Source organism: Actinomycetota bacterium (assembly GCA_040754375.1).
Taxonomy (GTDB): domain Bacteria; phylum Actinomycetota; class Acidimicrobiia; order Acidimicrobiales; family AC-14; genus JBFMCT01.
Map to the genome: position 1 here is coordinate 1 of JBFMCT010000068.1, position 9,541 is coordinate 9,541.

General features: G+C 71.1%; 16 protein-coding genes, 2 tRNA genes and 2 pseudogenes. 9 read left to right on the forward strand and 11 right to left on the reverse strand.

Annotation, left to right across the window (positions count from 1 at the left end; translation table 11 throughout):
* Both AB1673_16795 and AB1673_16800 read left to right on the forward strand, forming a co-directional pair.
* Positions 1 to 284, forward strand: a 284-nt coding sequence (locus tag AB1673_16795; GenBank protein ID MEW6155620.1) for a hypothetical protein, incomplete at its 5' end; no start/stop codon positions are given.
* Positions 275 to 679, forward strand: coding sequence for a PIN domain-containing protein (locus AB1673_16800; GenBank protein MEW6155621.1), 405 nt, complete (start codon positions 275 to 277; stop codon positions 677 to 679). The genes AB1673_16795 and AB1673_16800, both read left to right, overlap by 10 nt.
* Positions 680 to 787: 108 nt before the next feature.
* Here AB1673_16800 and AB1673_16805 read toward each other — a convergent pair whose 3' ends face one another.
* Positions 788 to 1,087 (reverse strand): hypothetical protein, encoded by a 300-nt coding sequence (locus AB1673_16805; protein MEW6155622.1) that lies wholly within the window; start codon positions 1,085 to 1,087, stop codon positions 788 to 790.
* Positions 1,088 to 1,185: 98 nt separating this feature from the next.
* Between AB1673_16805 and AB1673_16810 the strand changes: the two genes are divergently transcribed.
* Both AB1673_16810 and AB1673_16815 read left to right on the forward strand, forming a co-directional pair.
* Positions 1,186 to 1,262: transfer RNA gene (locus AB1673_16810), tRNA-His, on the forward strand.
* Position 1,263: 1 nt separating this feature from the next.
* A tRNA-Lys gene (locus tag AB1673_16815) sits at positions 1,264 to 1,340 on the forward strand.
* Between the two features lie 29 nt (positions 1,341 to 1,369).
* Here AB1673_16815 and AB1673_16820 read toward each other — a convergent pair.
* The 3 genes from AB1673_16820 to AB1673_16830 form a co-directional block, all read right to left on the reverse strand.
* Complete coding sequence (locus AB1673_16820) at positions 1,370 to 1,951, reverse strand: DUF5615 family PIN-like protein (protein MEW6155623.1); 582 nt, start codon at positions 1,949 to 1,951, stop codon at positions 1,370 to 1,372.
* Complete coding sequence (locus AB1673_16825) at positions 1,948 to 2,097, reverse strand: DUF433 domain-containing protein (protein ID MEW6155624.1); 150 nt, start codon at positions 2,095 to 2,097, stop codon at positions 1,948 to 1,950. The genes AB1673_16820 and AB1673_16825 overlap by 4 nt, the downstream gene beginning before the upstream one ends.
* Positions 2,098 to 2,220: 123 nt before the next feature.
* On the reverse strand, positions 2,221 to 2,439 hold the full coding sequence (locus AB1673_16830) for a CopG family transcriptional regulator (protein MEW6155625.1): 219 nt from the start codon (positions 2,437 to 2,439) through the stop codon (positions 2,221 to 2,223).
* On the opposite strand from AB1673_16830, the gene AB1673_16835 reads away from it, so the two are divergent.
* Positions 2,416 to 2,673, forward strand: a complete 258-nt coding sequence (locus AB1673_16835; GenBank protein ID MEW6155626.1) for a hypothetical protein — start codon at positions 2,416 to 2,418, stop codon at positions 2,671 to 2,673. The two genes, AB1673_16830 and AB1673_16835, sit on opposite strands and share 24 nt — an antisense overlap.
* A gap of 190 nt (positions 2,674 to 2,863) precedes the next feature.
* Here the strand turns inward: AB1673_16835 and AB1673_16840 are convergent, their stop codons facing one another.
* The 4 genes and pseudogenes from AB1673_16840 to AB1673_16855 all read right to left on the reverse strand — a co-directional run bounded on the left by AB1673_16840 (position 2,864) and on the right by AB1673_16855 (position 4,662).
* A complete protein-coding gene (locus AB1673_16840; protein ID MEW6155627.1) occupies positions 2,864 to 3,304 on the reverse strand; it encodes a PIN domain-containing protein in 441 nt (146 codons plus the stop codon).
* Positions 3,301 to 3,549 carry an AbrB/MazE/SpoVT family DNA-binding domain-containing protein gene (locus tag AB1673_16845; protein MEW6155628.1) on the reverse strand — a complete coding sequence of 83 codons (249 nt, stop codon included), beginning with the start codon at positions 3,547 to 3,549 and terminating at the stop codon, positions 3,301 to 3,303. The genes AB1673_16840 and AB1673_16845 overlap by 4 nt, the downstream gene beginning before the upstream one ends.
* A gap of 484 nt (positions 3,550 to 4,033) precedes the next feature.
* Positions 4,034 to 4,342, reverse strand: a pseudogene (locus tag AB1673_16850) (ABC transporter ATP-binding protein).
* Positions 4,324 to 4,662, reverse strand: a complete 339-nt coding sequence (locus AB1673_16855; GenBank protein MEW6155629.1) for a KH domain-containing protein — start codon at positions 4,660 to 4,662, stop codon at positions 4,324 to 4,326. The pseudogene AB1673_16850 and the gene AB1673_16855 overlap by 19 nt, the downstream one beginning before the upstream one ends.
* Before the next feature lie 270 nt (positions 4,663 to 4,932).
* On the opposite strand from AB1673_16855, the gene AB1673_16860 reads away from it, so the two are divergent.
* The 3 genes from AB1673_16860 to AB1673_16870 all read left to right on the forward strand — a co-directional run bounded on the left by AB1673_16860 (position 4,933) and on the right by AB1673_16870 (position 6,370).
* Positions 4,933 to 5,166, forward strand: a complete 234-nt coding sequence (locus AB1673_16860) for a hypothetical protein (GenBank protein MEW6155630.1) — start codon at positions 4,933 to 4,935, stop codon at positions 5,164 to 5,166.
* Complete coding sequence (locus AB1673_16865) at positions 5,163 to 5,561, forward strand: type II toxin-antitoxin system VapC family toxin (GenBank protein MEW6155631.1); 399 nt, start codon at positions 5,163 to 5,165, stop codon at positions 5,559 to 5,561. The genes AB1673_16860 and AB1673_16865 overlap by 4 nt, the downstream gene beginning before the upstream one ends.
* An 80-nt stretch (positions 5,562 to 5,641) precedes the next feature.
* The gene (locus tag AB1673_16870; protein MEW6155632.1) at positions 5,642 to 6,370 is read left to right on the forward strand and encodes a class I SAM-dependent methyltransferase; all 729 of its coding nucleotides are present in this window, start codon (positions 5,642 to 5,644) and stop codon (positions 6,368 to 6,370) included.
* Positions 6,371 to 6,425: 55 nt separating this feature from the next.
* Here AB1673_16870 and AB1673_16875 read toward each other — a convergent pair whose 3' ends face one another.
* Positions 6,426 to 6,551 (reverse strand): hypothetical protein, encoded by a 126-nt coding sequence (locus AB1673_16875; protein MEW6155633.1) that lies wholly within the window; start codon positions 6,549 to 6,551, stop codon positions 6,426 to 6,428.
* A 293-nt stretch (positions 6,552 to 6,844) separates the two neighbouring features.
* Positions 6,845 to 7,312: a DinB family protein gene (locus AB1673_16880; GenBank protein MEW6155634.1), complete on the reverse strand. Its 468-nt coding sequence runs from the start codon at positions 7,310 to 7,312 to the stop codon at positions 6,845 to 6,847.
* A 405-nt stretch (positions 7,313 to 7,717) separates the two neighbouring features.
* Here AB1673_16880 and AB1673_16885 point away from each other — a divergent pair.
* A pseudogene (locus tag AB1673_16885) lies at positions 7,718 to 7,987 on the forward strand (ABC transporter ATP-binding protein).
* A gap of 11 nt (positions 7,988 to 7,998) precedes the next feature.
* On the opposite strand, the gene AB1673_16890 reads toward AB1673_16885, so the two are convergent.
* A complete protein-coding gene (locus tag AB1673_16890) occupies positions 7,999 to 8,799 on the reverse strand; it encodes a methyltransferase (GenBank protein ID MEW6155635.1) in 801 nt (266 codons plus the stop codon).
* Positions 8,800 to 9,541 lie beyond the last annotated feature (742 nt).

Below are 9,541 nucleotides of genomic sequence, written 5' to 3' on the forward strand. Positions count from 1 at the left end.
ACACCGCCACCGTCACCGGCCGGGGGACTTCACGGGTGGATGCTCAGCGAGGGGTGGGGACTTCTGGTGGCCACCAGCGGGGACCTCAGCTGGCCATAAGTGGGGACTTTCTCATGGCCACGGACACGACCACAAGGGCCACCGTGGAGGAGGCTCTGCGACGTGCTGCCGACGGCGCCGAGGACGAGCGTGAGGAGCGGGCGGCGCGCCAAGGGCGGTACTTCGATGGTCTCGCCGCCCGCGTTGACATCGCGGTGCTGAGGTCGGACGAGATGTGGCGATAGCCGGAGGCTGGCTCGTCGACAAGAGTGCGGCGGCCAGAGCCACTGACCCGGAGGGCCGCTCCCAGCTCGATGAGCTCCTGGGCACGCTGTTCCTCTGTCCGGTTGGGGAGCTCGAGCAGCTCTTCTCGGCCCGGTCAGCGCGGGACTACGACGCCGTCAACATCGAGCTGCACGGCGGCTTCGAGATGGTTGCCCCGCCGCCCGACATCTTCGATCGGGCACTGGGGTTGCAGCGAGACCTTGCGCACCACCATGGGATGTGGCATCGCACGCCGATCCCCGACCTCCTCATTGCCGAGACGGCGCTACACCACGGCCTCGGCGTCCTCCACGTCGACCGTGACTACGAACGCATCGCGGAGGTTCGTCCACTACGCGTTCGAAGGCTCCTTTGACGGTTGTTCCTCACCTGCCGTCTTCGCGTCCAACCATCAGCCGTACCGTCGAGTCGGGTGATCAAACCGTTTGACCCGCCACGGCCAGCCTCCCCTGCCGGCCCTTGTTTATCCGGAGGCGAGGTCGAACACGTCGAAGTAACCCTCGTGGGCGCCGTTGGGGCGGATGCCGACGAAGCGGTACTTCCACCGGCCGGCGACGGTGGCCGTGACGACCATCTGGTACGCCCCGGGGGCGACCCGCTGCACCGCCTCGTCCTTGCCGAAGGCCAGGTGGGCGGACCGCCCGTCTGGCCCTTGCACCCTGACCTCGACTTGGCGGGGGTCGACGGGCTCGTCCGGTGTCCCGAACTGGACCCCGATCCCGACCTCGTCGCCTACCTCGTATACCTCGGCCCCGTTCGCCATGGGGGGATCTTCCCAGACCCGCTCGGGGCGTGCACGGGCGCCGGCGCAACTCGCCGGACGGCGCTCGCGGCTGTGCCAGACTGAACGACCGGAACGTGGTGGCCGTAGCTCAGTTGGTTAGAGCGCCAGGTTGTGGTCCTGGAAGTCGGGGGTTCGAGTCCCCTCGGTCACCCCAAGCGCCTCTAGCTCAATCTGGCAGAGCAGCGGACTCTTAATCCGCGGGTTCAGGGTTCGAGTCCCTGGGGGCGCACCACCACCACCACACCACCACAAAAGCCCAGGTCAACGGCGGTGACCGGACTCCGGCGGAGGCGGGATGGCGTCTGTGGAACGCATCGGTGGCGCAGGCGCGTTCCGCACCAAGAAGGAGACCGAGGCCGAGCCGACGCACCGAAGGTGATCACCGCCGAGAACTCGATGCGATGTCGCCGGACCAGCGTGCCCGTGGTACGTGAGCACATCGTGACCGAACTCGACCAACTCCCGGCAGTTCTCCGGCAGCGGGTCGAGACGACGGCCGCCCAGTCGAGCCGGGCTCAGTGAGACGATGACGCCGCGGTCGAGGTCCGCTGTGAGCGCCGGCACGTTGGAGACCAGAAGCTGTGCGTGTTCCTCGGGCGAGAGCTCGGAGACCCGGCGCAAGAGGATCACCGAGGGCAAGGCGGCCTCCTTCAAGGCCAGGAGCATCGAGAAGTCGGTATCGGCGGTGATGAGGACGTAGCCGTCGGCGGCAGCCCGGTCGAAGGTCACCGGGTCCGGCGCACTCAACAGGTGCAGCTCACCTACGTGGACGGCGTCGTAGCCGGCCTCCGAGAGCAGGACGACCAGCCGGGGCGACAGGTTGGCGTCAAGCAGGAACCTCACGCCGGGCGCACAAGGGGCACCTCACGCTCGTTCACGACCGCGGCAGCGAACTCCAACGCGGCCAGGAAATCGGCTCGTTCGAGGTAGGGATAGTCGTCGAGGACCTGCTCGAGGGTTCGACCCGAGGCCGCAAGGGGATCCGCCACCGGGGCCCGCTACAGCTTGACCCACATGGGGATCCCCCGGCGGGAGGCGCGGCACGAGCGTCCGGGGAGCCCATGCCCTGAGGGACTGCGCCAGCGGACGGACGCGCCGCGGTAAGGAGTGATTCAGCTGACCTTCAGGTAGCGGCGGAGCGCCTCGCGCACGATCTCCGAGGCGGTTGTGTCCTCGGCGCTGGCGCGTCTGTCGAGAGCACGCCGTAGCTCCGGGTCGAGGCGCACAGGCGATCCTGACGCAGGGCGGTGGATGGACGAGGCCCGTGCACACGTCGCCAGGGGCAACGGGTCGAAGGAGTCGGCGCCGTGAGCGACTCGATGCCGCGTCATTACGCCAGCCCCGCCGCTTTCCGCCGCGCCCTCACCGACCGGCTCAAGAACCTGGCGACCGAGGGCCCTTGGACGCTCGCACAGCTCCAGCGCCAGATCGCCTACGACCGGCTACTCGAGCGCCTGTACCTGGTCGACGACGGGTGGATCGTGAAGGGCGCCGCCGCGCTGCTCGCCCGCCAGCTCGGCGCCACTGCATCAGCGCTTCGAGCTGGCCCGGCTGCGCCGCGCTGAGCGGGGTCCGACCCCTTCGACTCGCGCAGCCGCTCAGCCTCGTCGTGTTCCCACAGCCACTCCTCCTCGTCGGACTGGCCTTCGCCGAGGATGTCGTCGTATTCGTCGTCGGAGACACCCCGCACCCCTGCGGGTTCGCATGGAGCCCATGGGTGCGGCGCACGTGGGCCATGAGGTCGCTGTTGACGAGCTACGGCGAAGGGGGGGCCCAGCGTGAGCCGTTCGTCGCCGGGAGGACCACGACCCCGACGCCCTCCGTATGGCACACGTCGAGGAGGTGTGGGTCGGAAGTGGCGAGGGGCCTCGATCCAGATCGGGCGGCTTCGGCGGAGACGCAGTCGGCGAGGCTGACCGCGCAGCGGCTCCGGTGGTAGTGGCGAGCCCGGAGCCGACTAGCTGCTAGGCCCAGGGTGGCGTCGACCGCCATGCCGTCCAGCAGGCCCAGTTGCGCCACGTCGAGCGCAGCGTCCTCCTCGTCGGCACCGACGATGCGCACGAGGTGGTCGATCACCTCGGCGACGCCCAGCGAGGTCAGTGAAGCGTCGCCTCCGGCCAGCAGCACGCGGACCTCAGGCGCGGCGGCTTCACCCTTGAGGAAGGCGAGCACGGCGTAGGCGTCGAGAACCGTCAACGTGATCGGGCGCGTGCGCTGTCGTCTGCGCGCGCCTGGCTACGGGCACGATCCGAGCTCGGCCCACGGCGCTTGTACTTGCCTTCCAGCTCTCGGATCGGCTCGTCCCCGAGGGGGCGCATGACGACGCGGTTGCCGAGATCGACGACGACGACCCGCCGGGTGTTCCAGCGAGCACGGGCCTCGGCCGGGATCGACACCTGACCGTTCTGGGACACGGTCATCACGTAGGTGTTGGCGGTCATCCGCCTATTGTATGCCCGAGGGTCACCGTTGTATAGCCTGACCGCCCAGAGCTGCTGATCGGCGCTGGTCGGCGCCGAGGGCGCGCGCCCCGAGGGCGGGGCCGGCCCTCCGACCGTCGCACCATGCAGAACGACCGGAGCCCCCCGAGCCGGGCGACTTCGGCATCAACGGTCGCCTTCAGCCGGACCGAACCGGCGGTTCCTGCCAGCGCACCCGTTTCAGAATGAGTTCGGCCCTACCGCAAGGCTCTGACCACGCACGAGGCCTGGGGCTTGCTCGAGTCGATCGTCGCCGGTCAGCCGCGCGCAACCCAGGATCTTCGCAAGGGCGATGTAGGTCGCCTCGTAGGCGGTGATGTTGGCGCGTAGCTCGTAGCTTCGCCTCATCAGGGGATGCGTCGGGTAGCGCTCCAGCTCGATGGCTTCGAGGGCGTCGATGGCTCGGCGACCCCGGAGGCCACTCCTCCCACCGGTTGAGGTCGGATCAGCGGTAGGCGCGGGCCTGCATGCCGTAGAGCTCGGCGTAGATGCCCCCGAGGGCGGTCAGCTCGGCGTGGGTGCCGGCTTCGCTGACCCGGCCGCCCGACAGGACCACTATCAGGTCGGCCATGCGCACGGTCGAGAACCGGTGGCTGACGAGGACGGTGACGGTGCCCGCCGCCTCGCCGGCGCGCCGGGCGGCCCGGGCGTAGCCCTCGAACAGGCGGTGCTCGGTCTCGGCGTCGAGGGCGGCCGTGGGTTCGTCGAGCACGAGCAGCAGCGGCGCCGGGCGCATCATCCCCCGGCCCAGGGCGTGCTACCGGGAGCCTCGGGCCTCGGGCCGCGGGGCTCACGGTCGCCAGCCGGCGCAGGGGCGGGGCCGTCGCCCGGTGGTGGCGCCTCCTCGATGGTGAGCCTGAGGCCAGGGTCGCCGAGGTGGTCAGCCAGGGCGTAGCGGAGCGCGTCGGCCGTGGTGCCATGCCGGCCGATCACCCGTCCCGGGGTGCTCATGCGCAGCGTGAGGCGCCAGTGCCCCTTGGCCCCGGCCACCTCCAACGAGGTGACATCGGTGTCCGCCGGGACGTGGTCGGCGACGACCGCGACGACCGATCCGAACTCGCGCGGACTGGTCATCTGACCCTTGCCGGTCTCTGGACGGCGGCGGACATCGCTGCCCGCCATGTTCCACCCATGGTGTTCACCGCGCCAGTGGGTTCGGGGCGGCGGTCGTCCCGGACGGTGGCCACGGCCAGGAAGGTCACCCGCCGGCGGGGGAGCCGACCTCCGTGGCGGCTCCGGCCTCGATCGCCGCCTGCTCGGAAGGCGGCACTGTGCCTGCCCGCATGTGCCCGTGCCGATGGTGCCCCGCTTGCATAACGCTTCTCTAAGCAGCACAATGCATCTATGGCCTCGATCACGATCCGCGATGTGCCGGACGAAGCGCGCGACGAGCTGGCGGCCCGTGCCGCCATCAGCGGGCGGTCGCTCCAGGAGTACCTGCGGAGCGAGCTCATCGAGCTCTCGCGCCGCCCCGACCCTGATGTCCTGCTGGCACGGGTTCGGGAGCGCAAGCAGCGCACCGGCAGCGAGTTGCCCGCCGATCGGGTCCTCCGGCACCGAGACGCCGACCGTCGGTGACCCTGGTCGTCGACGCGTCGCTGGTGGTGGCGGCCCTCGTCGACAGCGGGGCCGACGGGCGGTGGGCGGAGTCCATGCTCGGGTCCGACGCCCTCGTGGCCCCGCATCTCCTGCCCGTTGAAGTGGCCAACGTGCTGCGAAGGGCCGTCGCCGCAGGCGAAGTCTCGGCGGACTCGGCCTCGCTGGCCCACGGCGACCTGTTAGGGCTGCGGATCGGCCTCTTCGCCTACGAGCCGTTCGCCAACCGCGTCTGGGAGCTCCGGGGCGGCGTCAGCGCCTACGACGCGTGGTACGTCGCCCTCGCGGAGTCTCTCGACGCGCCGCTTGCGACCCTCGACCGTCGCCTGGCCAGATCGAGAGGCCCCCGATGCCGGTTTGCGATCCCTGCGTCCTGATGATCCGGGGTGTGAGCGCACGGAGCCTCGATGGCGCGTCGCGCCAGCACCTACGGTGAGGTGATGGGTCTCTCGACGTCATGAGCCGGGCCCCCGATGGCGCCTGGCCTCCGGCGTGGGCCCCTGACGAGCTTCGCCACGCCGGGCGGGAGAACGTCGACGCTGACCACGTGGCGCGCTACGACCAGAAGGAGGACGCCGACGCGGCGGCGGAGGTCAGGCGTCTCGGCGGGCTCGGGCTCGACGCTCGCTCGACCGTGATCGACCTCGGTGCCGGCACCGGCCAGTTCACCCTCGCGGTTGCCCCGCACTGCCGGTCCGTGGTCGCCGTCGACGTCTCACCGCTCATGGTCCAACGGCTCGAGGCGAAGCTCGCAGCCGCGGGGCACGACAACGTCGATGTGGTCCAGGCGGGGTTCCTGACCTACGAGCACGAAGGAGACCCGGTCGACTTCGTGTACTCCCGGTGGGCGCTGCACCACCTCGGCGACGCCTGGAAGGCCATGGCGCTGCACCGCATCCGACAACTCCTTCGCCCCGGCGCCGTGCTCCGGTTGCTCGACGTCGCCTACTCCTTCGCCCCGGCGGAGATGAGCGACCGGATCGAGCGGTGGCGTTCGACCCTCCCGGTCGCCGCAGAGACAGCTGACGCATGGGTGCGGGCCGACATCGACGAACACGTCCGTGACGAGCACTCGACGTTCACCTGGCTGCTGGAGCCGATGATGGAGAGGACCGGCTTGCGGGTCGAGGAGGCGATCTACTCCGCCGACGGGTTCTTCGCCGAGTACGTCGCCCGAGCCGTCTGATCTGGCCGCGCGCGGGCTTGAAATCGGGGGAGCGGTAGCCCTTGACCCGCCGGCATCAGGCCTGCTCGATCACCTCGTGCTCGGCCCGGGCGTCGAATGCGGCGGTGGGCTCGTCGAGCACCAGCGACGGCGCGTCGCGGAATAACGCACGCGACAGCGCCCCCCGCTGCCACTGGTCCACCGACAGCTCGGCGCCCCCTTCGAACTCCCTCCCCAGCTGGGCCTCGTAGCCGTCGGGGAGCAGGGCGATGAACTCGTCGGCCCCGCCGGCACGGGCGCCTCGACGACGGCCGCCAACTCGTCGGGGGCTGCCGGAACGCGTCGTAGATCGTGGCCCGCCCGGGCGTCTTCGCCGCCTCTGCCACAGGCGCAACCTAGGCCTGGCGTGGCGCCGGCGCGCCGACCTTCGCCCATCCACCGTTGAGACCAGTTCGGTTCCCGCCGTGCCCGACGCCCTGGCACCTGTTGCCCAGGTCACACGCCGACGGTCCCGTCGAGCATCTCGCGCGTCGAGTCGGCGTGGCCGGCGTGGCGCGCCGTCTCCTCGATCAAGTGAAGCAGCACCCACCGCAGGGTGATCCCAGGGTGGCGAGGGTGGTGGCAGGGATCGTCCAGGCTGGCGGCGCGTACCGCCTCGTCGGTACGGGCGGCCCGGGCCCGGTAGCTGGCCACCACGTCGGCCAGCGGGCGCCCGGGCGGGACCGTGAACTCGTCCTCGCTCCTCGACACGGGCTCGCCGCGCAACGTCCCGTCGATCCACCGCCACTCGACGTGAGCGAGGTGGTTGACGATCCCGGCGATGGAGATGAGCCTGCGTTCCGGTCGCCACCGGGCCTCGTCCTCGGTCAGGCCCTCGGCCTTGCGCAGGACCGAGCCACGAAGGAACTGCAGCCACGACAGCAGGAGCTCTCGTTCGTCGGTCTCCGCCGCCGGTAGGGCCACCTTGACACCGTAACGGTCCGGCCGTCGCGTCAGTCCCCATTTTACCGTCCGAGGGGGCCCTTGCCGCAAGGGCCGGCGCTACCTCATGATCAGCCCGTGGCGCACTCGGGCGGGTGGCGGTCGCGGCGCCGGCTGTGGGCCTGCTGCCGGCGGGCGGGCGGGTGTGGGTGGCGGTGCTCGTATCGAGCTACGCCGTCCAGGCCGCGCTGGTTCCCGCCGAGATCGCCGTCACCGGCTGGCTGATCGGGACCGTCCCCGGCGCGCTGTCCGCCGGCGGTGGCACGGCCGAGGCGGCCGAGGCCTACCGGGCCGTCGCCGCCCTGGGGGCGGTGCTGATCGCTGGCCAGGTGGTGGCACCCGCCGTCTCGCTGGTACGCGGCCACGTCCGCCGCCGGGTCGACGGCGGTCCTGCTCGTGCTCGACGAACCCACGTCGGGCCTCGACGCCCACGCCGAGCACGTGCTGTTCGAGCGCTATGCGGCCGCCGCCCGTGATGCGGGCGCCGAGCGGGGGGCCGTCACCGTGCTCGTGTCGCACCGGTTCTCGACCGTGCGCATGGCCGACCTCATCGTCGTCCTGGCCGGCGGCCGGGTGGTCGAGCAGGGCTCGCACGCCGACCTGTGCCGGGCCGGCGGGCTGTATGCCGAGCTGTACGGGATCGGCGCCCGTGCCTTCGAGGACGACGCTCAGGCGCCCAGCGTGAGCAGTGCCACCCACTGGCCCGGGGGCCAGGCCGGCCCCGCGGCCCCCGCCGTGGACGGGCTGCGGTAGCTGTCGGTGAGCACCCAGCGCGTCGGCGCGACGACGGCGCCGAGCTCCTCGGGGGTGCAGAAGAGGTAGTCCCACCACGGCGTTACCACCTGGCCGTCGCGTACCCGCAACCGCAACTGGCCGGGCAGGCGCCCGAGCCGGCGGTTGGCCTCGTGGTAGCGGAGGTGGTCGGGATCGGTCGTGCCGTAGGGGTCGAGCGTCTCGCCCACGATCCGCGCACCCGGGCGGGCCATGGCGGCCAGGGCAGCCAGGAACTCCGGGGCCTGGTCGGCCCCGCCCAGCAGCCCGAGGTTGTTGCCCAGCATCACGAACGAGTCGAACGGCTCGGGGCTGGTCCGCGCCAGGTCGAAGACGGTCCCGTTGAAGGTGTTCACGACGCCCCGCCGCCGGCTCACTGCCACCGCACCGGGCGAGACGTCGAGGGCCACGACTTCGCGGTCTCGCCCCTGCAGTGCGAGGGCGAGCCGGCCCGCGCCGGCACCGATGTCCAGCGTGCGGCCCACGGCCTGGTCGCAGGCGAACCGGGCAGTCGGCCCCCACTGGTCGTGCGGTGCGAAGTAGCGGGCGGCGTCCGTCGCCCGGACGTACCCGTCGGAACGCTCGATCACCTCGAAGGCCGCCCCCTGGGCCGCGCCGGCGGCATCGCAGGCGGTGAGGACGTTGCCGAACGCGTCGCCCACGACGAGGTGCTCCTGATGCCGCCGGTCGTCGCCCACGTTCAACGATCGCTCGCCCGGCCCGCGCCGGCAACCGAGTTTCGCTCCGGGGTCAGCTGAAGGCGCTCACCGCTCGGGACAGCAGACGACCGACGGCCTGAGGCTGCGAGGTGAGCAAGTAGCTCGGGACCTCCCCCAACGCGAGATGGTGCGAGCCCCGATCTCGTGCCGCCTGACGAACGGCTCGAGCTCGACCTGCGCCGCGAAACGGGCCTGGTGGTTCACACCCACGACGGCTCCGTCGCCTCGGTCTCGATGGCCAGGTCCTCCGCTCCGACGGCGGCGGCGGAGCGCGATGAGCGAGCTCGGCGGTAGAGACGGCGCACGGCGTGCGAACGACGGAGCCCACGAGAAGGGGCGCCTGGTCGTCATCACCGGCCTTCCCGGCAGCGGGAAGACAGCCCTGGCAGCCGAGCTGGCGATGTCCCTACCCGCGGCCCGGATGTGCCCCGACGACTGGATGGCGTCCGCCGGCGATCGACCTTTGGGACTCCCGGGCCCGGGCACGGATCTCGACGCTCGACCTCGACGCCCTCGTGGTCAGCATGGGCCTTAGGCGGCCAAGTTCTCCTTGATCCGCCTCGTTTCGGCAACCCTGACGAACGAGCGACATGGTGTCAAGGGCCATCTCGTCCTGCCCATAGGCGGCCAGCGGAACTGCCCGGTCGTGGCCATCAGAACTGCCCAGCGGAGGCCGTGAGATCTGCCCATGCGTTTCGTTCACCCCAACTCGCGGGCTGGG

Excerpts from the sequence above, each read along its gene's own strand:
- AB1673_16805 (MEW6155622.1), bottom strand. The coding sequence starts at position 1,087 with ATGGCGAACGGGGCCGAGGTATACGAGGTAGGCGACGAGGTCGGGATC.
- AB1673_16830 (MEW6155625.1), bottom strand. The coding sequence starts at position 2,439 with ATGACGCGGCATCGAGTCGCTCACGGCGCCGACTCCTTCGACCCGTTG.
- AB1673_16845 (MEW6155628.1), bottom strand. The coding sequence starts at position 3,549 with ATGACCGCCAACACCTACGTGATGACCGTGTCCCAGAACGGTCAGGTG.
- AB1673_16855 (MEW6155629.1), bottom strand. The coding sequence starts at position 4,662 with ATGACCAGTCCGCGCGAGTTCGGATCGGTCGTCGCGGTCGTCGCCGAC.
- AB1673_16860 (MEW6155630.1), top strand. The coding sequence starts at position 4,933 with ATGGCCTCGATCACGATCCGCGATGTGCCGGACGAAGCGCGCGACGAG.
- AB1673_16870 (MEW6155632.1), top strand. The coding sequence starts at position 5,642 with ATGAGCCGGGCCCCCGATGGCGCCTGGCCTCCGGCGTGGGCCCCTGAC.